20 protein-coding genes are annotated in these 22852 nt (G+C 66.5%); 13 read left to right on the forward strand and 7 right to left on the reverse strand.

The annotated features are described in order from the left end of the window. Window positions 1–34 precede the first annotated feature (34 nt). The 3 genes from obgE to CRO50_RS11570 are packed head-to-tail and all read left to right on the forward strand — an operon-like array spanning window position 35 to window position 3521. Entirely contained in the window at window positions 35–1081 is a 1047-nt protein-coding gene (gene obgE / locus CRO50_RS11560) for a GTPase ObgE (RefSeq protein ID WP_097146074.1), read from the forward strand. Continuing rightward, window positions 1069–2202: a glutamate 5-kinase gene (proB, locus tag CRO50_RS11565; RefSeq protein ID WP_097146075.1), complete on the forward strand. Its 1134-nt coding sequence runs from the start codon at window positions 1069–1071 to the stop codon at window positions 2200–2202. The genes obgE and proB overlap by 13 nt, the downstream gene beginning before the upstream one ends. A gap of 38 nt (window positions 2203–2240) precedes the next feature. Continuing rightward, window positions 2241–3521: a glutamate-5-semialdehyde dehydrogenase gene (locus tag CRO50_RS11570; RefSeq protein ID WP_097146076.1), complete on the forward strand. Its 1281-nt coding sequence runs from the start codon at window positions 2241–2243 to the stop codon at window positions 3519–3521. 173 nt (window positions 3522–3694) lie between these two features. Here CRO50_RS11570 and CRO50_RS11575 read toward each other — a convergent pair whose 3' ends face one another. Beyond that, a complete protein-coding gene (locus tag CRO50_RS11575) occupies window positions 3695–4300 on the reverse strand; it encodes a histidine phosphotransferase family protein (protein ID WP_097146077.1) in 606 nt (201 codons plus the stop codon). 55 nt (window positions 4301–4355) lie between these two features. Here CRO50_RS11575 and CRO50_RS11580 point away from each other — a divergent pair, with 55 nt between their 5' ends. From CRO50_RS11580 to olsA, 3 genes are all read left to right on the forward strand, one after another. Continuing rightward, complete coding sequence (locus CRO50_RS11580) at window positions 4356–4538, forward strand: DUF3553 domain-containing protein (protein ID WP_097146078.1); 183 nt, start codon at window positions 4356–4358, stop codon at window positions 4536–4538. Window positions 4539–4722: 184 nt separating this feature from the next. Next, entirely contained in the window at window positions 4723–5541 is an 819-nt protein-coding gene (gene olsB, locus CRO50_RS11585) for an L-ornithine N(alpha)-acyltransferase (RefSeq protein WP_097146079.1), read from the forward strand. Window position 5542: 1 nt separating this feature from the next. After that, window positions 5543–6379 (forward strand): lyso-ornithine lipid O-acyltransferase, encoded by an 837-nt coding sequence (gene olsA / locus CRO50_RS11590; protein WP_097146080.1) that lies wholly within the window; start codon window positions 5543–5545, stop codon window positions 6377–6379. 39 nt (window positions 6380–6418) lie between these two features. Here olsA and CRO50_RS11595 read toward each other — a convergent pair whose 3' ends face one another. Further along, entirely contained in the window at window positions 6419–7036 is a 618-nt protein-coding gene (locus CRO50_RS11595; protein ID WP_097146081.1) for a thiamine phosphate synthase, read from the reverse strand. A gap of 456 nt (window positions 7037–7492) precedes the next feature. Between CRO50_RS11595 and CRO50_RS11600 the strand changes: the two genes are divergently transcribed. From CRO50_RS11600 to CRO50_RS11615, 4 genes are all read left to right on the forward strand, one after another. Further along, window positions 7493–8227 carry an RNA methyltransferase gene (locus CRO50_RS11600; RefSeq protein ID WP_097146082.1) on the forward strand — a complete coding sequence of 245 codons (735 nt, stop codon included), beginning with the start codon at window positions 7493–7495 and terminating at the stop codon, window positions 8225–8227. Window positions 8228–8289: 62 nt separating this feature from the next. Further along, on the forward strand, window positions 8290–9423 hold the full coding sequence (gene ctaA, locus CRO50_RS11605) for a heme A synthase (RefSeq protein ID WP_097146083.1): 1134 nt from the start codon (window positions 8290–8292) through the stop codon (window positions 9421–9423). A gap of 3 nt (window positions 9424–9426) precedes the next feature. After that, entirely contained in the window at window positions 9427–10908 is a 1482-nt protein-coding gene (locus CRO50_RS11610; RefSeq protein ID WP_097146084.1) for a carboxypeptidase M32, read from the forward strand. An 8-nt stretch (window positions 10909–10916) separates the two neighbouring features. Beyond that, window positions 10917–11426, forward strand: a complete 510-nt coding sequence (locus tag CRO50_RS11615) for a GNAT family N-acetyltransferase (protein WP_097146085.1) — start codon at window positions 10917–10919, stop codon at window positions 11424–11426. Window positions 11427–11502: 76 nt separating this feature from the next. On the opposite strand, the gene CRO50_RS11620 is transcribed toward CRO50_RS11615, so the two are convergent. From CRO50_RS11620 to gyrA, 3 genes are all read right to left on the reverse strand, one after another. Next, entirely contained in the window at window positions 11503–12225 is a 723-nt protein-coding gene (locus CRO50_RS11620; RefSeq protein WP_097146086.1) for a hypothetical protein, read from the reverse strand. A 490-nt stretch (window positions 12226–12715) separates the two neighbouring features. After that, window positions 12716–13555, reverse strand: a complete 840-nt coding sequence (locus CRO50_RS11625; protein WP_097146087.1) for a LysR family transcriptional regulator — start codon at window positions 13553–13555, stop codon at window positions 12716–12718. 35 nt (window positions 13556–13590) lie between these two features. After that, on the reverse strand, window positions 13591–16323 hold the full coding sequence (gyrA, locus tag CRO50_RS11630; RefSeq protein ID WP_097146088.1) for a DNA gyrase subunit A: 2733 nt from the start codon (window positions 16321–16323) through the stop codon (window positions 13591–13593). A gap of 194 nt (window positions 16324–16517) precedes the next feature. Here gyrA and CRO50_RS11635 point away from each other — a divergent pair, with 194 nt between their 5' ends. Beyond that, entirely contained in the window at window positions 16518–16781 is a 264-nt protein-coding gene (locus CRO50_RS11635) for an usg protein (RefSeq protein WP_097146089.1), read from the forward strand. A gap of 63 nt (window positions 16782–16844) precedes the next feature. Here the strand turns inward: CRO50_RS11635 and CRO50_RS11640 are convergent, their stop codons facing one another. Both CRO50_RS11640 and hemB read right to left on the reverse strand, forming a co-directional pair. After that, on the reverse strand, window positions 16845–17408 hold the full coding sequence (locus tag CRO50_RS11640; protein WP_097146090.1) for a lipid-binding SYLF domain-containing protein: 564 nt from the start codon (window positions 17406–17408) through the stop codon (window positions 16845–16847). 166 nt (window positions 17409–17574) lie between these two features. Next, on the reverse strand, window positions 17575–18576 hold the full coding sequence (gene hemB, locus CRO50_RS11645) for a porphobilinogen synthase (RefSeq protein WP_097146091.1): 1002 nt from the start codon (window positions 18574–18576) through the stop codon (window positions 17575–17577). Window positions 18577–18839: 263 nt separating this feature from the next. Here hemB and CRO50_RS11650 point away from each other — a divergent pair, with 263 nt between their 5' ends. Next, complete coding sequence (locus tag CRO50_RS11650) at window positions 18840–19358, forward strand: component of SufBCD complex (protein WP_097146092.1); 519 nt, start codon at window positions 18840–18842, stop codon at window positions 19356–19358. A 3-nt stretch (window positions 19359–19361) separates the two neighbouring features. Further along, window positions 19362–22832, forward strand: a complete 3471-nt coding sequence (gene mfd, locus CRO50_RS11655; protein WP_097146093.1) for a transcription-repair coupling factor — start codon at window positions 19362–19364, stop codon at window positions 22830–22832. Window positions 22833–22852: the final 20 nt, after the last annotated feature.

Below are 22852 nucleotides of genomic sequence, written 5' to 3' on the forward strand. Positions count from 1 at the left end.
TGAGTTAAGCGACCTTTGCGGCAGGGATAAAGTCATGAAGTTCCTCGATCTCGCAAAGGTCTATATTCGTTCGGGCGCGGGCGGGAACGGGTGTATCTCGTTCCGGCGCGAGAAGTTCATCGAATACGGTGGCCCCGACGGCGGCAATGGTGGCCGCGGAGGCGATGTGATCGCCGTCGCGGTCGAGGGGCTGAATACCCTCATCGACTTCCGCTACCAGCAGCACTTCTTCGCCCAGAACGGGCAGGGCGGCATGGGCCGCCTGTCGACCGGCCGGGATGGGGAAGACATCATCCTGCGCGTGCCCGTCGGCACCGAGATCCTCGAAGAGGACGAAGAGACCGTGATCGCCGACCTGACCGAGGTCGGCCAGCGCTTCGTGCTGGCCAAGGGCGGCAATGGCGGTTTCGGCAACGCCCATTTCAAGACCTCGACCAACCAGGCGCCGCGCCGGGCCAACCCGGGCCAGGACGCGGTCGAGCGCACCATCTGGCTGCGCCTGAAGCTGATTGCCGACGTGGGCCTGCTGGGTCTGCCCAATGCGGGCAAGTCGACCTTCCTGGCCGCGACCTCGAACGCGCGGCCCAAGGTTGCCGATTACCCCTTCACCACGCTGCACCCCAATCTGGGCGTGGTCGGCGTGGATGGCGTGGAATTCGTCGTCGCCGACATCCCCGGCCTGATCGAGGGCGCCTCGGAGGGCCGCGGCCTGGGCGACCTGTTCCTGGGCCACGTGGAGCGCTGCGCCGTGCTGCTGCACCTTGTGGACGGCACCGCCAACGAGGTGGCCGAGGATTACGAGACCATCATCGGAGAGCTCGAGGCCTATGGCGAGGGCCTGGCCGACAAGCCGCGCATCACCGTGCTGAACAAGGTCGATGCCCTGGATGACGAGCTGCGCGAGATGCAGCGCGAATTCCTCGAAGAGGTGACCGGCGGCCCCGTCATGTACATGTCCGGCGCCTCGGGCGAGGGCACGACAGAGGTGCTGCGGGCCCTGCGCGCGCAGATCGACGACGACCGCCTGCGCCGCAAGAAGGAAGACGGCGGTGATGAGGAAGAGAGCGCGTGGCAGCCCTGAGACCTTCTCTGAAAGGCGCCCGGCGCCTCGTGGTGAAGATCGGCTCGGCCCTTCTGGTCGATGCCGCAACCGGCGAGCTGCGCCGCGACTGGCTGCAATCGCTCTGCGATGACGTGGCAGCCCTGAAGGCGGGCGGCACCGAGGTGGTGCTGGTCTCTTCGGGCTCGATCGCGCTCGGGCGCGGGGTGCTGGGTCTGGGCCTTGGCGCGCTGCCGCTGGAACAGGCGCAGGCCGCCGCGGCGGTCGGTCAGATCGGCCTGGCCGCCGCCTACCAGGGCGGGCTCGGCCAGCATGGCATCAAGGTGGCGCAGGTGCTGGTGACGCTGGAAGACAGCGCCAACCGCCGCCGCTACTTGAACTCTCGCAACACGCTGGAGACCCTGCTGGGCTTCGGCGCCGTGCCCATCGTCAACGAGAACGACACCGTCGCCACCGACGAGATCCGCTATGGCGACAACGACCGGCTGGCGGCCCAGGTCGCCGTGACCGTGGGCGCTGATTGCCTGGTGCTGCTGTCGGATGTCGACGGGCTTTATACCGCCAACCCCCATGCCGACCCGGAGGCGCGCCGTTTCGACCTGGTCGAGCGCATCACCCCCGAGATCGAGGCCATGGCGGGCGACGCGGGCTCCGGCCTGTCGAAGGGCGGCATGAAGACCAAGCTGATGGCCGCCAAGACCGCCACCGGCGCGGGCTGCGCCATGGCGATCACCCTGGGATCGCGCGGCAACCCGCTGATGGCGCTGGAAACCGGCGCCGCGGCGACCTGGTTCAGCGCTCATGGCGATCCCTCTGCGGCGCGCAAGGGCTGGATTGTCTCGATGAAGCCGCAGGGTCGGATCATCGTCGATCAGGGCGCCGTTGCGGCGCTGGAGAAGGGACGCTCGCTGTTGCCGGCGGGGGTCACGGGCGTGGAGGGCAGCTTCGGCCGGGGCGAACCGGTCGAAATCCTTGGCCCATCGGGGGCGGTTCTGGGGCAGGGCCTGACGCGCTATACCGCCGAAGAGGCGCGGGCGCTGGCAGGTCACCAGAGCCGCGAGATCGAGGAACTCCTGGGCTATCCGGGCCGTGCGGCCCTTGTGCACCGGGATGACATGGCCATGATCCAGCGGGCAGGCTAGGCTGAGGGAGGCCGCCGCCCGCGCGAGAGGAGACCGGGATGAAAGACGCCCAGACAAACCAAGACCAGAGCATTGAAGAAATGATGAACGGCATCGGGGCCGCCGCCAAGGCCGCCTCTGCCGAGCTGGCCTTTGCCAGCGCCGAGCGCAAGCATGCGGCGCTGATCGGCGCCGCCGAGGCGGTGTGGTCCGCCCGCCGCGAGATCATCGCGGCGAACGAGCAGGACCTGGCCTATGGCACCGAGAAGGGCCTGAGCCCGGCGATGATGGACCGGCTGAAGCTGGACGAGGAGCGCATCCGCGGCATCGTCGACAGCCTGCGTGCCATCGCCGAGCAGAAGGACCCGGTCGGAGAAGTCATCGCCGAATGGGAACAGCCCACGGGACTGAAGATCCGCCGCGTGCGCACGCCCCTGGGCGTGATCGGCGTGATCTATGAAAGCCGCCCCAATGTGACCGCCGATGCGGGTGCGCTCTGCCTCAAGGCAGGCAATGCGGTGATCCTGCGCGGCGGCTCGGAGAGCTTCCACAGCTCGCGCGCCATTCACGCCTGCCTGCTAGAGGGCCTGCGCTCTGCGGGTCTGCCCGAGGCGGCGATCCAGCTGGTGCCGACCCGCGACCGCGAGGCGGTCAGCGCGATGCTGAAGGCGGTCGACTACATCGACGTTATCGTGCCGCGCGGGGGCAAGGGCCTCGTGGGTCTCGTGCAGCGCGAGGCGCGGGTGCCGGTCTTTGCCCACCTCGAGGGCATCGTGCATATCTACATCGACAAGGCCGCCGATCCGCAGAAGGCGCTGGACGTGGTGCTGAACGCCAAGACCCGGCGCACCGGCATCTGCGGCGCCGTGGAATGCCTGCTGATCCACGAAGACGTGGTGAAGACCATCGGCCAGGGCGTGTTGCGCGCGCTGGTGGACAAGGGCGTCGAGGTGCGCGGCGACAAGACGCTGGCGCAGATCCCCGGCGTGGTCGCGGCCACGGAAGAGGACTGGGGCAAGGAATACCTGGACAGCATCGTCGCCGCCAAGGTGGTGGCCGACGTGGATGAGGCGATCGCACATATCCGTCAGTATTCCTCGAGCCACACCGAGGGCGTGGTGACCGAGGATGCCAGCGTGGCCGAGCGCTTCTTCCAGCGCATCGATTCCGCGATCCTGATGTGGAACGCCTCGACCCAGTTCGCCGATGGTGGCGAGTTCGGCATGGGAGCCGAGATCGGCATTGCCACGGGCAAGATGCATGCGCGCGGCCCCGTGGGGGCCGAGCAGCTGACCAGCTTCAAGTACCTGGTGGTGGGCGACGGTACGACCCGCGCCTGATCCGGGGACGGCAACAGGGTGAACGGCGTGGCCCCCGGGCCGCGCCGTTTGCATGTCACGAAGAGGGGGCCGCAGGCCCGTCGCCGCAGGCCCGGATCGGCCAGCCGCGCGCCTTGGGACGGCAGGCTCTGGAACGCAGGCTCCTGCCGCGCCGGACAGCGCTCTCTGCCGCCTCAGAAGCGCAGGGTCAGGCTGTCCTCCGTGACCAGAAGATCGATGCTCTCATGCCGCTCGGCGACCAGGGCGGGCAGCAGGGCGAATTGCACATGGGCGGGCGCTATGGCGGTGCCATCAGCACGGCCCTGGATCACCTCCCAGAGCTGCGGGTCGGGGCGGGCGGCAAGGGCGGGGCCCGAGACCTCCCATGTCTTGCCCGGCAGATCGGCACGGGTGACCGAGATCACCCCGCCATGGGGCATGGCGCTTTCGATGCAGAGCAGGGCCAGGAAGACCTCCTGGATCTGGCCGCGGTCGAAATCGCCCGTGGGCGTCCAGTCATAGGTGATGCGGCTCGACTGGCTGAGATCCTCCAGCACCGAGGCGACCTCGGTCCGGCCGATCTTCTGGCCCTGGCCGGCCATGCCGAAGGCGATGCGCATGAAGCGGATCTTGGCGGAGGCCGCCGAGACCGAGTCGGAGATCAGCATCATCTCGGGGCCGCGCACGGCGCCTTCGAGTGACAGGAGCTCCAACCCGTTCTGGATCGCACCGACAGGTGAGATCAGATCGTGACAGATGCGTGATCCGATGAGAGATGCGAGAAGATGCGTGGTCTGCACTGATGTGACCCCTTACTCTGTAACATGACACCCACCCCCAGCCACGAGGCCTTGGATGAGCGATTTAAACAACCTGCTGGAACCCGGAATGATGGTGCGCCATCCCCTGCAACCGGATTGGGGGCTGGGCCAGGTCCAGTCGAATATCGCCGGCCGGATCACGGTGAACTTCCCCGAGGCCGGCAAGGTCGTCATTGATGGCTCCAGGATCGACCTGATCCCGGTCTTCGATCACTGAACCCTTCAATGGTAACCGAAAGGTTAAGACAACTTGTCGTTGCAACCAAATTCCTAATCTCTCCGGGACCGCGCTTCTTGCTTCACCGGGCCTCGTTGCCTAAAACCGCGCTACCGGCGCGGGGGCGTCGGCCTTCCGGCGTGGGACTGCCGGAGTTTCTGCTTACAGGACGCGCAATCTCTCGATGACCGGCACCGGCCACAGACCAGACCACCCGAATCTCTCGGGCCCGGCCCGACAGGCGCCTCAGTTCGAGACCCGGCTGGCGCGGGACGCGGCGGATCTGCGCGCCGCGCAACATCTGCGCTACAGGGTCTTCGTCGAGGAACTGGGCGGCGGCGGTGCCATGGTCGACCATGAGCAACAGCTGGAGCAGGACCGTTTCGACCCCTATTTCGACCACCTGCTGCTGATCGACCACGCCCGCCCCGGCGGGCTGGAGGCGCAGGTGGTGGGCGTCTACCGTCTGCTGACCGGCGAGGCCGCCGAGAAGGTCGGCCAGTTCTACTCGGCCGATGAATACGACCTGACCAAGCTCACCACCTCGGGGCGCAAGCTGCTGGAGCTTGGCCGCTCCTGCCTGCATGCGGATTACCGGGGCGGGGCGGGGATGATGCTCATGTGGGCCGCCCTGGCCGATTACGTGACCGAGCGCGGGATCGAGCTGCTCTTCGGCACCGCCTCTTTCCACGGCACGGATATCGAGGCGCTGGCCGCGCCGCTCTCGGTGCTGCACGCCCGCCACCTGGCGCCCGAGCCGGTGCGGGTGCGGGCCCGCGCAGAGGCCTTCCAGCCGATGGACCTGGTGCCCGAAGAGAAGCTCGACCGGGTGGCCGCGATGCGCGCCGTGCCGCCGCTGATCAAGGGCTACCTGAAGCTTGGCGGTTTCATCGGCGAGGGGGCCTTCGTCGATCACGCCTTCAACACCACGGATGTCTGCCTGATCCTGGATACTGCGCTGCTCAACGAGAAGCAGAGCAAGCTGTTCCGGCGCGAGGGCTGAGATGACCACCACCTGGAATTCGCCCGAGCCGCCCGATCCCGTCCACCTCGGTACCGCCGACAAGCTGCGGGCGGTGCTGCGCCTGCTGCCGCTGGCGCTGATCCTGCTGGTCAGCCTGGCCGCACTGCTGCTGGTGCGCATGGTCGAGGCCCCGCTCTGCGGCCTGCGCCGCCCGGTGACGCCGGTCTTCCAGCACCTGGTCTGCCGGATGTTCTTCCGCTGCGCCGGCATGCGGCTGAAGGTGACGGGCAAGCCGATGAAGGGCGCCGGGGCCATGGTCTCGAACCATGTCTCCTGGCTGGACATCTTCAGCCTCTCTGCACCGGGTCCGGTGTTCTTCGTGTCGAAATCCGAGGTCCGCAACTGGCCCGGCATCGGCCACCTGGCCCGCGCGGCGGGCACCGTCTTCATTGACCGCAAGCGCGGCGAGGCGAAGCGGCAGCAGGATCAGCTGCGCGAGCGGCTGGCAGCGGGTCAGCGGCTGATGGTCTTCCCCGAGGGCACCTCGACCGATGGCAAGCGGGTGCTGCCGTTCAAGACCAGTCTCTTCGCGGTCTTCCTGGACAAGGGTCTGGACCCCCTATTCCAGGTGCAACCCGTGACGCTGCTCTACAGGGCGCCCGAGGGCGCGCCGGCGCGGTTATACGGATGGTGGGGCGACATGGAGTTCGGCGGCAACTTCCTGAAAGTCATGGCCGCGCGGCCCCAGGGCGGGGTCGAGGTGATCTACCACCCGCCGCTGCGGGTGGCCGATTTCCCCGACCGCAAGGCGCTGGCGGCCGAATGCGAGCGCCGGGTGCGCGAGGGCATGCCCTGGGATTGGCAACAGGCGGGTTAGGCGCGAAAGGCGGGTTGAAAACCCGCCCTACGGGGCCTCTCAGAAGCCCGAGGTGAGGGCCGCAAGCGCGCCGACGGGATCTTCGTTGTCCCAGATCTCTGCTCCGACGCCGAAGAAGTCGGTGACCGGGGCCAGCTTGGTGACCAGCTCCTGGGTCAGGCCGCCTTCGGCGACGCAGGGGATCTCGATCATCTGCGACCACCACTCGAAGATCTCGAAGGCGGCGGTCTCGCCATCCTCAAGCGAGGAGGGGCCCATGGGGCCGAAGGCTACGTAGTCGCTGCCGGCTTCCCCGGCGTTCATGCCCTCATGGCGCGAAGCCCCGGCATAGGCGCCGACGATGGCATCGGGCCCGAGCGCCTTGCGCGCCTTGCGCACCGAGCGCGCGCCGTCATCAAGGTGCACCCCGTCCAGCCCAAGCCGTTCGGCCAGCAGGAAGTGCCGGTCGATCACCAGCGCCACGTCGCGCGGCGTGGTCACCTCGCGCAGCGCGTCGGCGGCGCGGCAGATGCGGTCCTCGTCATGGCTGGCCAGGGCCAGGCGCACACAGGCGACTTCCCGGGCATCCAGCACGGCGGCCAGCTGCTCGGGGAAGGCCATGAGATCGAACTCGGGCGGGGAGATCAGGTAGATCTGCGGCTGCTCTTCCTGGGACATGCGATCCTCTTGAATTTCAGGCTGCTATAGCGCGGAAGGGCCCGGCTTGCCAAGGGATTGCGGGGCCAGGGGGCCCAGCCTTGCCGCTGTTTGCAGCGCCCCTTGCTTTGGCGGTGTCAGCCGCGCGGCATCGAACCTTTCAACCTGACGGTGCGCAGGTTCGACAGGGCGCAGGGGGCGCTGCCCCCTCTTGAGCCCTCCGGGCTCAATTCACCCCCGGAGTACTTCCAGCCTGGTGATGCGGCAGGTGGAGCCCTCCGGGTGCCCTCCGTCTCCTTCAGGGGCGTGCCACGCTCCCGGCTGGAAAGGAGGCCGCCCGGAGGGGCATTGTCCCGCATCATCACAAGGCCTGAAATACTCCCGCCGGAGGCATCGTCCGGTTGCGGCGGGCGGTCCGGGCCTCGACAGGGCGCGCCGGCGCGGCTAGGAGAGGGCTTTCACTGTCCGAGGTATCCAATGTCCCAGCCTGTCTTCGTTCTCGTCCGCCCCCAGATGGGGGAAAACATCGGCGGTGCTGCGCGGGCGATGTGGAATTTCGGGCTGGACCGGATGCGCCTGGTGGCGCCGCGCGACGGCTGGCCGAACCAGCGTGCCGTGGCGCTGGCCTCGGGGGCGGGGCGGCTGCTGGACGAGGCGGTGCTGGCCGAGGATACCGCCGGCGCGCTCGAGGATTGCACCTTTGTCTTCGCCACCACCGCGCGGGCGCGGGGGCTGACCAAGCCCGTGGTGACGCCCGAGCGGGCCATGGAGATGGCGCGCGAGAAGATCGCCGCCGGCGAGAGGGTCGCCGTGCTCTTCGGCCCGGAGCGCGCGGGCCTGGAAAACGACGATATCGCCAAGGCCAATGCGATCATCAACGTGCCGGTGAACCCCGAGTTCGCCTCTCTCAACCTGGCGCAATGCGTGCTGCTGACCGCCTATGAGTGGCGTCGTGGCGCCGTGGATGTCGAACCCGAGCGCATGGAGATGGCCGGGGCCGACTGGGCCAGCCAGGTCGAGATCGAGAAGCTGGCCGATCACTACGAGGGACGGCTTGAAGAGGCGGGCTTCTTCTTCCCCGAGACCAAGGCCGAGGGCATGAAGCTGGTGCTGCGCAACTTCTGGTCCCGCATGGCGATGACGCGCTCGGACGTGCAGATGCTGCATGGCATCCTGCGTCAGATGGTCCGCTGGAAGGAACGCGGCGACTGACTTGCCCCTGTCCCTGTCGAGGACTAGGTTCCGCTGGCCGAGCACAGCCAGATGAGGGCCTCATGAGCGAGAAACGCAGCATCTTTGAAGAGGTGGGTAGCGACACCCGTCCCGAGACGCGGGCCGGGGGGATCGACGCCGCCAAGCGGGGCTCTCGCGGGGCGGTCAGGATCTGGATGGTCCTGCTCTTTCTCATGGTCGCGGCGATGATCATCGTCGGCGGCATGACCCGTCTGACCGACAGCGGCCTTTCGATCACCGAGTGGAAGCCCATCACGGGCGCGCTGCCGCCGCTCAACCAGGCGGACTGGGAGGCCGAGTTCGCGCTCTACCAGCAGATCCCGCAGTTCACCGAGATGAACTCCTGGATGGCGCTTGCCGATTTCAAGCAGATCTACTGGTGGGAATGGAGCCACCGTCAGCTGGGCCGTGTCATCGGCCTGGTCTGGGCGATTGGCTTCTTTGGCTTCCTTGCGGCGGGCAAGATCCCGCCCGGCTGGAAGGGGAAGGCCTTCGTCGTCGGCGCGCTTGGTGGCCTGCAGGGGGCGATCGGCTGGTGGATGGTGCATTCCGGCCTCGGCGAGGGCATGCTGAGCGTGGCCTCCTACCGGCTGGCAACGCACCTGGGGCTGGCCTTCATCATCCTTGGCCTGCTGGCCTGGTACATCTTCGAGCTGAGCCGGGAAGAGCGGGACCTGATGCAGGCGCGCCGGGCGCGTGAGGCCAAGGCCTTCTCCCTGGCCACCGGCTGGATGCATTTCGCCTTCCTGCAGATCCTGCTGGGCGCGCTTGTGGCGGGGATCGATGCCGGGCGCTCCTACACCGACTGGCCGACCATGGGCGGGCAGTTCTTCCCGCCCTATGCCTTTGATATCGAACCGCTATGGCGCAACTTCCTGGAAAACCCCGGGCTGGTGCAGTTCATCCACCGCATGTCGGGCTACCTGCTGCTGATCTTCGGTACCGTGGTCTTCCTGCGCGGCCGGCGCAGTGCCAACAAGGCGACGCGCCGCGCCTTCACCGCGGCCTATATCGCGCTCTGGGGGCAGATCGCCCTGGGCATCGCCGCCGTGATGACCGCCGCGCATCTGCATGTGGCGATCACCCACCAGGTTGTCGCCGTGCTGCTGTGGGTGCTGATCCTGCGCGCCCGTTTCGCCGCCGCCTATCCCGTTTCCACCAGCGTCCGAGGCTGAGACATGACCAATACCCCGCTTGCCGATCTTCTTGCCTTCCAGAAGGACACCGAGGCCCTGGGCCAGGTCGCCGGCCGTCTCGGTTGGGACCAGGAAACCGTGATGCCCCGTGGCGCCGCCGAGCAGCGCGCCGAGGAAATGGCCGCGATGGAGCAGGTCCTGCATGCGCGCCGCACCGATCCGCGCGTCGGCGACTGGCTTGCCGCCTGCGAAGGCAGCGAGATGACCGAGGCCGATACGGCCAAGCTGCGCCATATCCGGCGCAGCTTCGACCGGGCCTCGAAGCTGCCGGCGGCGCTCTCGGCCGAGATCGCCCGCGTCACCTCGGTCGCGCAGGGCCAATGGGCCGAGGCGCGCGCCAAGGACGATTTCGCCGCCTTCGCCCCGGTGCTGGCCCGCGTCATCGAGCTGCGCCAGCAGGAGGCCCAGGCGCTTTCGCAAGGCGGGGATCTCTATGACGCGCTGGCCGATGACTACGAGCCCGGCGCCACCGCGGCCGAGCTCGGCGCCATGTTCGACGAGATGCGCCCGCGCCTGGTCGAGCTGCGCGGCAAGGTGCTGGAGAAGCCCGCGCCGGCGGGGCTGAAGGGCTCTTTCCCCGATGCCGAGCAGATGGCCTTTGCCTCGCGCCTGGCGCTGGCCTTCGGCTATGACCTGAACCGGGGCCGGATCGACAAGGCGGTGCATCCCTTCAGCTCGGGCTCGGGCAATGACGTGCGCATCACCACCCGCACCAACCCGGAAGATCCCTTCAACTGTTTCTATTCGACCATCCACGAGGTGGGCCATGCCTGCTACGAGCAGAACATCGACCAGGGCTATCTGCTGACCTCGCTGGGGCAGGGGGTGTCGATGGGGGTGCATGAAAGCCAGAGCCGGATCTACGAGAACCAGCTTGGCCGCTCGAGGGCCTTCACCGGCTGGATCTACGAGCAGATGCGCGAGGCCTTCGGCGATATCGGCGTCGACAGCCCCGAGGCCTTCTACGCGGCGGTGAACCGGGTGCAGAAGGACTTCATCCGCACCGAGGCGGACGAGCTGCAGTACAACCTGCACATCATGCTGCGCTTCGACCTGGAGCGCGCGCTGATCTCGGGTGATCTGAAGGCGGCTGACCTGGAAGCGGCCTGGAACGAGCGGTTCGAGGCCGATTTCGGCTATGCGGTGCCGCGTGCCTCGCTCGGCTGCCTGCAGGACGTGCATTGGTCGCTGGGTCTTTTCGGCTATTTCCCCACCTATTCGCTGGGCAATGTCTATGCCGGCTGTCTGGCGCAGGCGATGCGCAAGGACCTTCCGGATCTCGATGCGGCGCTGGCCAAGGGCGAGACCAGCTCTGCCACCAGCTGGCTGGGCGAGAAGGTGCAGCGTCACGGTGGGCTCTACGAGCCGAAAGAGGTCATCACCCGTGCCTGCGGCGAGGCCCCCTCGGCCGGGCCGCTGCTGGATTACATCGAGACCAAGTTCAGCGATCTCTACGGGCTCTGACAGGGCCCATGGCAGAAGAGATCCCCACCCTTGGCACCGAGCGCCTGGTGCTGCGCCCGATGCGGGCCGGAGACTGGCCGGCCTATGGTGCCTTCATGGCCTCCGAGCGGGCCCGCTACATGGGCGGCCCCTTCGATACCGAAGGGGCCTGGGGGATCTTCTGTTCCGATCACGCGCAATGGAGCCTCTTCGGCGTAGGCTCGCTGATGATCGAAGAGCGCGCGACGGGCGCGGTGCTGGGCAGTGTCGGCATCAACTCGGGCCCGCTCTTTCCCGAATGGGAGCTGGGCTGGATGGTTTATCCCGGCGCGGAAGGCCTTGGCATCGCCTTCGAGGCGGCGGCCGCCCTGCGAGACTGGGCCCGCGACCGACGCGGTCTGGAGACCCTGGTCAGCTACGTGGATGCCGAAAACACCCGCTCGCGACGCCTGGCCGATAGGCTGGGCGCCGTGCTCGACCCGGCGGCGCCGCGCAACGATCCCGCCGACCTGGTCTATCGCCACTTCCGCCGCGCCTGATCCGCGCCTGCGCCGGAATTGAAAAAGGGCCGCTCCCTTCCGGGGGCGGCCCTTTCGGTGTCCTGTGCGGGAAGGCTCAGCTCAGGGGGAGCAGCGAGCGGTTGCCCGGAAAGAGCTCCATCGTGTCGCGGGCGCGGAAGGTGCTGCCCTGGCCGAACTGCAGGGTGAACATGGCGGAGGCGATGGTGTCGCCGTCGTCGTTGCGCCCGGCGGTCAGGCCCAGGTTGACGCCATCGCGGATCTCGTAGCTGGCGCCGAGGAAGGCGTAGGTCTGTTCCAGCGGCATGCCGTCATCGGCCCGCGCGCCGCCGAAGAAGGTCCACTTGCTGTCATCGGGGCGATAGCTGACGTCGATCCCGTAGCGGGTGCCATCGGTGGAGGAAGAGATATCATCGCGGTAGGCGGCGAAGGCCTCGATGCCGAAACCGTTGGAGGCATAGGCGATCTCGGCGCCGTAGAAATAGGAATTCCCCGGACGGCGGTCCTCGGCGCTGAGGAAGACACCATAGGTCAGGCTCTCGGTGGCGGCATGGTAGAGGTGCAGCGTCGCGGCGGGCTGGGTCGAGGTGAACTGCTCGTGCTTGCCGACGCTGAGATCCAGCTGCAGGCCGATGTCATTGTAGACCAGCCCGGAGAAAGAGCCTGCGATGTGCTTGGTGTTGACCCCGGAGCCATCGTTATGGGCGAGCTCGACCTTGACGCCGCCGTCGAGAACGAGCTGGGCCGAGGCCGGAGCGGCAGAGAGGCCGAGCCCCATGGCGAACAGGAGATAGGAGAGTTTGAGAAGGTGCTTCGGCATGGCTTTGGCTTTCTTGGGCGGCGCGGGAGTGTCTGTGAGCGGTGGCCAGAGGCCACCTCCGGGACGGTCCGGGAGGAGATAATCTCCCTTTAATTGGTCTCGGAGCCGCAAATGTAAAGATATGCTACCGTATGTCGCCGTTGCGCTGTTGCCGAAAAGAAAGTGGGCCGGCTGTTCCTGCCGGCCCAGTGAAGGGTTTGACGGGGTAGAAGCGTCAAGCCTTTGGTGAAAGCTCCTGCGGAGATTGACATCCGCCGCTGAACAGGCGCGTAGAGGGGCTTTCGAGGGACCTCAGAACCGTTTGCCGAAGGAAGAACGCCGAGGGGCCGCCCCGACAGCACGCGGAATGAATATGAAATCCAATGGGTTACTGGTTACACGAAACTGATTACCGTTTCTTTGATCAATCATTGGAGTTTATTATGGGAGTAGAGAACGACGCGTACAATACGTGTCTGTCGCATACCTGTGGTTGCATTACTGCAAGAGGTCAGACGTTCTCGGATGTGCTGAAACGCTCGGTGATCCAGTCCGCGACGAGCTGTAGCAGCGGGTCCTTGCGGCGGGTCTCGTGGAAGCACAGATAGAGCGGCGTATGCAGCGGCCGGCTGTCGGAATCGTAGAGAACCAGCTCGGGATCTGTCTTGGCGGCGACCACAGGCATGATTCCGGGGAATCGGGTGGTGCGGACTGCATTGGTCGTATCCATCAGGGTCTCGAGCCGGACCGAGGGGTCGCGTCCGCCCATGATGGTGCGTGCGTGCTGCTGCGGCGGATAGCGATCATGCATCGGCTGCAGCCCGATCCATTGCCCGCTGCGCGGACTGTCGGGATAGCAATAGACGTTGGTGGCGTATTTGCCGATGAAGCGCACGACCAGGCGGCCCTGCTGCGGGCGCACCGCAGAGATGAACATGTCGCTGTCGCCGAGCGCATCCTGGTAGAAGTTGTTGGTGAACGACAGGCTGAGGTTGCTGTTCTTGGTCAGGAACTCGTTCAGCCCCGGAAACAGCACGTAGTTGATGATCGAGGGCGAGCACCCGACGTTCACATGACCCGAGACCTCTTCGTCCAGGCTGTCGCGGGCATTGAGGTAGGAGGAGATCTCGTTCTCGAAGGTGGTGATCGTCTCGATCAGCTCACCGACGGCCTCGTTCGAGGTCCAGCCCTGCGGGGTCTTGAGGAAGAGATCGAAGCCCAGGGTCTCTGACAGGCGGGCGAGGCGGCGGGACACGGTTGCCGGATTGGTATCCAGCAACCTTGCCGCGGCGCTCATCGACCCCGTCTTGTGGACGGCGACGAGATAGCGGAGATCGTCCCAGTTCTTCAAAGCCTTCTGCCCCCAGGCAGAGAGCGCCCGACCTTTCAGTCGGTTGCGCCCTCGCTGTCTTCCTCGTCGCCCTGGTCGACAATGCGAGCGACGGAGACGACTTGTTCCTCTGCACCGGTATTAAACACACGTACACCGCCTGCGCTACGGGAACGGAAGGAAATTCCGTCGACGGGCACGCGGATGGATTGTCCGCGCGACGTAGCGAGCATGATTTGATCATCCATATCCACGGGGAAGGAGGCAACAATTGCGCCACCGCGCATCGCTTTATCCATCGCCGTGACCCCCATGCCACCCCGACCGCGTACAGGATAGTCATGCGAGGAGCTGAGCTTGCCCGAGCCGCCCTCTGTGATGGTCAGCAGCAGGTTCTCTGCCGCCGACATCTCGGCGTAGCGTTCCTGCGACAGCAGGCTGTCGGCGTTGCCCTCTTCCTCGTCGGACTCGGCCTCTTCGGTGACGCCGGCCATCAGGCGGCGCATCTTGAGGTAGGTGGCGCGTTCGTCCGAGGTGGCCTCGAAGTGACGGATGACCGACATCGAGACGACGGCGTCGTTCTCGGACAGGCGAATGCCCCGCACGCCGGTGGACTTGCGGCCCTTGAAGACGCGCACGGCCGTGGTCGGGAAGCGGATCGCGCGGCCCGAGGCGGTGACCAGCATCACGTCTTCCTCTTCCGAGGCGATGCGGGCGTTCACCAGGCTGACGCCTTCCGGCAGGTCCATGGCGATCTTGCCGTTGCGCATCACGTTGGTGAAGTCCGACAGCGCATTGCGGCGCACATCGCCGGCCGAGGTGGCGAAGACGATCTGCAGGTCGGCCCATTCCTCTTCCGGGCGGTCGACGGGCATGATGGCCGCGATCGAGACGCCGGTCGGGATCGGCAGGATGTTCACCACCGCCTTGCCCTTCGAGGTCCGTCCGCCAAGCGGCAGACGCCAGGTCTTCATCTTGTAGACCATGCCCTCGGTGGTGAAGAACAGCAGCTGGGTATGGGTATTGGCGACAAACAGGCTGGTGACCGCGTCATCATCCTTCATCGCCCCGCCCGAAAGCCCCTTGCCGCCGCGCTTCTGGGCGCGGAAGTCGGCCAGCGGGGTGCGCTTGATGTAGCCACCGGCGGTGACCGTGACGACCATGTCCTCGCGCTCGATCAGGTCCTCGTCTTCCATGTCGCCGGACCAGTCGACGATCTCGGTGCGACGCGGCACGGCGAAGAGCTCCTTCACCTCGCGCAGCTCGTCCGAGATGATCTGCATGATCCGCTCGCGCGAGCCCAGGATTTCCAGGTATTCCTTGATCTTGCCCGCCAGCTCCTGCAGCTCGTCCGTCACCTCTTTCACGCCGATCTGGGTCAGGCGCTGCAGGCGCAGCTCCAGGATGGCGCGGGCCTGGGTTTCGGACAGGTTGTAGGTGCCGTCCTCGTTCATCTTGTGGGTCGGATCGTCGATCAGACGGATGTAGGGCGCGATCTCTTCGGCCGGCCACTTGCGGGTCATCAGCTTCTCGCGCGCCTCGGCGGCATCGGCAGAGGCACGGATGGTGGCCACGACTTCGTCCACGTTCGAGACGGCGACGGCCAGGCCGCAAAGGATATGGGCCCGCTCACGCGCCTTGCGCAGCAGGTAGGCGGTGCGGCGCGCCACCACGTCTTCGCGGAAGTCGACGAAGTTCGACAGGAAACCGTAAAGGGTCAGGGTCTCGGGCTTGCCGCCGTTCAGCGCCAGCATGTTGCAGCCGAAGGAGGTCTGCATGGGCGTGAAGCGGAAGAGCTGGTTCAGCACCACGTCGGGGGTGGCATCGCGCTTCAGCTCGACCACCACGCGCACGCCTTCGCGGTCGGATTCGTCCTGGACGTGGGCCACGCCCTCGATCTTCTTGTCGCGGACCTGCTCGGCGATCTTCTCGATCATCGCGGACTTGTTCACCTGGTAGGGGATCTCGTCCACGACGATGGCGTAGCGGTCCTTGCGCAGCTCTTCCACGTGGGTCTTGGCGCGGATGATGCAGCTGCCACGGCCCTCGAGGTAGGCCTTGCGCGCACCGGAGCGGCCAAGCAGCACGCCGCCGGTCGGGAAGTCGGGGCCCGGCACGTACTGGATCAGTTCCTCGGTCGACAGGTCCGGGTCCTCGATCAGGGCTAGGGTGGCGTCGATGACTTCGCCCAGGTTGTGCGGCGGGATGTTGGTCGCCATGCCGACGGCGATACCGCCCGCACCGTTGACCAGCATGTTGGGGAAGCGCACGGGGAGGACCGAGGGTTCGCGGTCCTTGCCGTCGTAGTTGTCCTGGAAGTCGACCGTATCCTTGTCGATATCCGACAGCATGTAGGCGGCCGGCTTGTCCATGCGCACCTCGGTGTAACGCATGGCCGCGGGCTTGTCCCCGTCCATGGAGCCGAAGTTGCCCTGGCCGTCCAGCAGCGGCAGCGACATCGAGAAGTCCTGCGCCATCCGGGCCAGCGCGTCGTAGATCGCGCTGTCGCCGTGCGGGTGGTACTTGCCCATCACGTCGCCCACGGGGCGTGCCGACTTGCGGTAGGCCTTGTCGTGGGTGTTGCCGACCTCGTGCATGGCAAAGAGGATCCGACGGTGCACAGGTTTCAGGCCATCGCGCAGATCCGGGATCGCCCGGCTGACGATGACCGACATGGCATAGTCGAGATAGGAAGACCGCATTTCATCGGCGATCGAGATCGACGGGCCGCTGAGCGGAGCGGGGGGATTTTCCTGTTCGTTTTCAGGGATTTCCGGGGTATCGGTCACTATATGAAGCCTGCCTTCGCGCGGTTCTATATCTTGTTGGCTCAACTATAGCACCGCCTTTATCTGGGGTGCAATCCTTGCCGGGACAGGCTTTTGGCAGCCAGCCCAAGCGGCTGCCAACATACTGTTTTTGTTGATTTTTAATTCTCGCGAGCGAAGCTTTTTCCACAGGTGCTGGAAAAGGAGAGAGACGCATGCGTGAAACCGAGCTGATGCTGCGCGGATACGGGCTGACCACGGCCGAGATCTTCTACCGTCTGCCGGACTACCAGAACGTGCTGCAGAGCTTCATCTGGCAGGAGTACGACCTGGCCCCGGACCACCCCAAGCTCTTCGCCTTCATCGAGTTCTGGCAGGAGGAAATCGAGGGCCCGCTGCACTCGGTCCGCTTCGCACACAGGAAGATGCTGGGGGCAGGGGAATGGCGCAACGTGGTGGGTGAGCTGCGGTACTGTTGAAGGGGGCGGAATGAGAAAGGGGCGCCCGAAGGCGCCCCTTGAATGGTTCGGCTCTCACGCCTCTCAGGGAATGATGCGCGAATACTTCAGGCCTTCGATGGTCGCGCCCAGCTTCAGGCCCGCCTGGGCGAAGATCACCGCGACCACGGGGGCCAGTGCGGTGGTGGTCTCGGCGCGGATGGTCTCTCCGAGGTTCGAGAAGACCACCTCGGCATCGGCACCGGCGGCCCAGCCGTCGTTGATGCGGAAATCCTGCAGCGCTTGCTCGGTCATGAAGAACAGCACATGGGCATATTGCTGGGCGCCGATCTGGATGCCGATATTGGCGCGGGTGGCCGAATAGTAGTCGACCGTCGCGCCACCGACGCGCAGGGCGCCGCGGCCGTAGCCGCCGCCGATGCCGAAACCGGCCTCGGTCAGCAGCGGCATGACCAGCATGCCGGCGCTCTTCTGGGCCAGGTCGCGGGTCTGCGGGAACTGCGAATACATCTGCGCCAGGGTGGCGTCGACGCGGGCGTCGATCGTGGCGCCGCCGTTGTTGTTGTAGCCATTGCCCGAACAGGCGCTGAGCGCCGGCACGGCGGCCAGCGCGGAAAAGGTGAACGCGCGTCGCGTGAATTGGGTCATGTCTCTGCCCTTCTGCCCGGCTCACGACGCGTCTTCGACACGCGGAGCCCTATGGATGCTGCCTCTGCCGGGTGTCCCGGCTTGTTATGGCACCATTCATAGCGTTGCCCGGCAGGGCTGTCACCAAGTGTTGATCACCCGCCCCTCGAAAAGGGCGGGTTTCCACTCAGGCGCCGCCGGTCAGGCGGGCAAGCGCGGGGGCGAAGTAGCTGAGCACCCCGTCACAGCCGGCGCGCTTGAAGGCCAGCAGGCTTTCAACCATGGCGCGCTCCTCGTCGATCCAGCCGTTCTGCGCCGCCGCCATGATCATCGCGTATTCGCCCGAGACCTGGTAGGCGAAGGTCGGCACGCCGAATTGGTCCTTCACCCGGCGGCAGATGTCGAGATAGGGCATGCCGGGCTTGACCATCACCATGTCGGCCCCCTCGGAAAGATCGCGGGCGACCAGCCGCAGGGCCTCGTCCGAGTTGCCGGGGTTCATCTGGTAGGTCTTCTTGTCGCCCTTCAGCGCCCCCGAGGCGCCGACCGCGTCACGGAAGGGCCCATAGAAGGCCGAGGCATATTTCGCCGCATAGGAGAGGATCATCACGTTGCGATGCCCGCCCGCCTCGAGCGCATCGCGGATGGCGCCGATCCGGTGGTCCATCATGTCCGAGGGCCCGATGATGTCGGCGCCCGCCTCGGCCTGGCTGACCGCCTGCTTGACGAGCGCGGCCACGGTCTCGTCGTTGACGATCTCGCCATCCACCACGTAGCCGTCCTGGCCGGTGTCGGAATAGGGATCAAGCGCCACGTCGGTCATCACCAGCATCTCGGGGCAGGCGGCCTTGATGGCGCGGGTGGCGCGGTTTGACAGGTTGTCGGGGTTCCAGGCCTCGGCGGCATCGGCGGTGCGGCCCTCGTCGGGCGTATAGGGGAAGAGGCAGATGGCGGGGATGCCCAGGTCATAGGCCTCCGAGGCCGCCTCGGCCACCTTGTCGACCGAGCGCCGCAGGACGCCGGGCATCGAGGGCACCGGCTGTTCGACGCCATGGCCCTCGCAGATGAAGACCGGCCAGATCATGTCCGCCGCCGAGACGCGGTGTTCCTGCACCAGGTCGCGGATCGCAGAGGAGCTGCGGGTGCGGCGCAGGCGGGTGGCGGGGAAGGGGGCGTGGATCGGCTGCATGCGGGTGCTCCGGGGTGGCTGTTGACCGAGAGGTGCCACGGATCGGCAGCCGGGCTCAAGCCTTTCCGCCGCCCATGGGCGGGGCTGCGACGATGCGGCCTTGGTGCGCGCGCCTCAGGCGGGGCGGGCGTTCGCGGCACGGGCCTCAATGGAGGGGGCTTTCACGGCGCGGGCTTTCGAGGGGGTGGGCAATCGCCGATGCGGAGGCTATATCGGGCAGGAGCGGAAGGATCGGACGGAAAGGACAACGCCCCGTGAGCGGCATGGCCACGATTTTCGAACTGATCGACCTGCGTTCCTTCTCCAACCTCTGGTTCTGGATTGCGCTGGCTGTCGTCTGGTCTTCGGCCAGCCATTTCGTCATGGGCGTGCCCTTTGACATGGTGATGCGGGCGCATCGCAAGGGCGGCCAGGTCGAGGCCGACCTGCGCGAGCTGGTGCGGATCAACGCCGGCCGGATGCTCTATATCGCGGACAATGCCGGGGTGATCGTGGTCGGCGTGCTCAGCTTCGTGCTGACCGTGCTGGGCATCCTGGGCTTCTTCTACTGGGTCGAGTTCTGCCAGGCGCTGTTGCTCATCGGCTTCCCGATGAGCCTGGTCTGGCTGTTGTCGGTGCGCACCGCGCGGCGGATTGCCGGGCAGGAGCTGACCATGGCCCAGATCTATTCCCGCCTGCGCGGGCTGCGCCTGGCCATCCAGGCCATCGGCATGCTGGCGGTGCTGGTGACGGCCTTCTGGGGCATGTATGTCAACGCCTCTCTGGGCGTTCTTGGGGGCTGATCCATGGCCGAGCAAAGACATTTCACCCTGGGCGGCGCGCCCGAGGGCTTCGACGCAGCGCTGCTGGTCAAGGAGGTCGAGGGCCGTGGCGCCCCGGTGATCCACGTCGCACGCGACGACAAGCGCATGGCGGCCATGGCCGATGCGCTGCGCTTCTTCGCGCCGCAGATGCCGGTGGTGACCTTCCCCGGCTGGGACTGCCTGCCATATGACCGGGTCTCTCCCCATGCCGATATCTCGGCCACGCGGATGGCGACGCTGGCGGGGCTGGTCCATGGCATGCCCGAGCAGTTCATCCTGCTGACCACGCTCAATGCCGCGACCCAGCGTATTCCGGCGCGCGAGGTGCTGAAGGACGCCGCCTTCCAGGCCCGCGTCGGCGACCGCATCGACGAGGCCGCGCTGCGCCAGTTCCTGGTTCGCATGGGCTTTTCGCAGACCCAATCGGTGGCCGAGCCGGGCGACTATGCCGTGCGCGGCGGCATCATCGACATCTTCCCGCCGGGCCCCTCCGGCCCGGTGCGGCTGGACCTTTTCGGCGATGTGCTGGACGGCGCGCGGCGCTTCGATGCGGGCAGCCAGCGCACCACCGACAAGCTGGAGCTGGTCGAGCTGGCCCCGGTCTCGGAGGTGATCCTGGATGAGGCGGCGATCACCCGCTTCCGGCAGAATTACCGGATCGAGTTCGGCGCCGCCGGCACCGATGATCCGCTCTACGAGGCGGTCAGCGCCGGGCGCAAGCAGCAGGGCATGGAGCACTGGCTGCCCTTCTTCCACGAGCGGCTGGAAACCCTTTTCGACTATCTGCCGGGCGCCACGATCTCGCTTGACGATCAGGCCACCCCGGCGCGGCTTTCCCGCTGGGATACCATCGCCGATCAATACGAGAGCCGCCGCATCGCCATGGGCGAGCGCGGCCGGATGGACTCGGTCTACAAGCCCGTGCCGCCGGGGCTGCTCTATCTCGACGATGCCGCCTGGGAAAAGCAGATCGCCGCCCGCCGCGTGTTGCAGCTGTCGCCGCTGGCGCAGTCGCCGGGGCCTGGCGTGCTGGATGCCGGCGGCCGCCAGGGGCGCAACTTCTCACCCGAGCGGCAGCTTGAAAACGTAAGCCTCTTCAATGTCTTGTCGAAGCATATTCAGGCAAGACTTCAAGAGGGTCCGGTGGTCGTGGCCTCCTATTCCGAAGGCGCGCGGGAGCGGCTCGAGGGGCTGATCGCCGATGAGGGTCTGGCCGAGGCGATCCACGTCAGGGATGCCGCCCGGATCGGCAGGACCGGCCTGCACCTGGCCGTCTGGCCGCTGGAGCACGGCTTCACCGGCCGCTGGCACGACCGGCCGCTGACCGTGATCTCGGAACAGGATGTGCTGGGCGACCGGCTGATCCGCTCGGCCCGCAAGAAGCGCAAGGCCGAGAACTTCCTGACCGAGGCGCAGAGCCTCAGCCCCGGTGACCTGGTGGTTCATGTCGATCACGGCATCGGGCGCTATCACGGGATGGAGGTGATCACCGCCGCCGGTGCGGCGCATGAATGCCTGTTGCTGGAATACGCCGAGAACGCCCGCCTCTACCTGCCGGTCGAGAACATCGAGCTGCTGTCGCGCTACGGCCATGAAGAGGGGCTGCTGGACAAGCTGGGCGGCGGCGCCTGGCAGGCCAAGAAGGCGAAGCTGAAAGAGCGCATCCGCGAGATGGCGGACAAGCTGATCCGCGTCGCCGCCGAGCGCGCCCTGCGCCGCGCCCCGATCCTGGAGCCGCCCGAGGCCGAGTGGAACGCCTTCCTGTCGCGCTTCCCCTATCAGGAGACCGACGACCAGCTCTCGACCATCGAGGACGTGCTGGGGGACATGAGCTCGGGCCACTCGATGGACCGGCTGGTCTGCGGCGACGTGGGCTTCGGCAAGACCGAGGTGGCGCTGCGGGCGGCCTTCGTGGCAGCCATGTCCGGTGTGCAGGTGGCGGTGATCGCGCCGACCACGTTGCTGGCCCGTCAGCACTACCAGGGCTTCGCTGAGCGCTTTCGGGGTTTCCCCATTCAAGTCAGCCCCTTGTCCCGCTTTGTTAACGCATCGGATGCAACGCGCACCCGGCATGGCATCACCGATGGCACCGTCGATATCGCCGTTGGCACCCATGCGTTGCTGGCCAAGAACATCCGCTTCAAGAACCTCGGGCTGCTGATCGTCGACGAGGAGCAGCGCTTCGGTGTGGCCCACAAGGAGCGGTTGAAGCAGCTGCGCACCGATGTCCATGTGCTGACCCTGACCGCGACGCCGATCCCGCGGACCCTGCAGCTCAGCCTTTCCGGCGTGCGCGACCTGTCGATCATCGGCACCCCGCCGATCGACCGCCTGGCCATCCGCACCTATGTCAGCGAATTCGACGCGGTGACCATCCGCGAGGCCCTGCTGCGCGAACACTACCGCGGCGGACAGAGCTTCTACGTGGTGCCGCGCGTCAGCGACCTGGCCGAGATCGAGGATTTCCTGAAGACCCAGGTTCCCGAGGTCAGCTTCGTCACCGCCCATGGCGGCATGGCGGCGGGCGATCTGGATCAGCGGATGAACGCCTTCTACGACGGCAAGTTCGATGTGCTGCTGGCGACGACCATTGTTGAGAGCGGGCTGGATATCCCCCGCGCCAATACGATGGTGGTGCATCGCGCCGACATGTTCGGCCTGGCGCAGCTCTACCAGATCCGTGGCCGCGTGGGCCGCGCCAAGACCCGTGCCTATGCCTATCTGACCACCAAGCCGCGTGCCAAGCTGACCGACACGGCGCAGAAGCGCCTGCGGGTGCTGGGCTCCCTCGATACCCTGGGCGCGGGCTTCACGCTGGCGTCCCAGGATCTCGACATTCGCGGCGCCGGCAACCTGTTGGGCGAAGAGCAGTCCGGTAACATGCGCGATGTGGGCTACGAGCTTTACCAGTCGATGCTGGAGGAGGCGATTGCCAAGATCAAATCGGGCGAGGCCGAGGGTCTGACCGACAGCGACGATCAATGGGCGCCGCAGATCAACCTCGGTGTGCCGGTGCTCATCCCCGAGCATTACGTGCCCGACCTGGACCTTCGCCTGGGGCTTTACCGTCGCCTCTCGGGTCTCTCGACCAAGGTCGAGCTGGAGGGCTTCGCCGCAGAGCTCATCGACCGCTTCGGCAAGCTGCCGAAGGAGGTCAACACGCTGATGCTGGTGGTCCGCATCAAGGCCATGTGCAAACGCGCCGGCATCGCCAAGCTCGACGGCGGGCCGAAGGGGGCCACGGTGCAATTCCACAACGACAAGTTCGCCAGCCCCGAGGGCCTTGTCGAATTCATTCGCGACGAGCGCGGCCTGGCCAAGGTCAAGGACAACAAGATCGTGCTGCGCCGCGACTGGAAGAGCGAGGCCGACCGCATCAAGGGCGCCTTCTCGATTGCCCGCGACCTGGCCGAGAAGGTCATCGCCGCCGAGAAGGCGCGCGCCAAGCGCTAGGCAAGGCCTGGGGCGACGGC

The organism is Pseudooceanicola antarcticus (genome assembly GCF_900215355.1).
GTDB lineage: Bacteria > Pseudomonadota > Alphaproteobacteria > Rhodobacterales > Rhodobacteraceae > Pseudooceanicola > Pseudooceanicola antarcticus.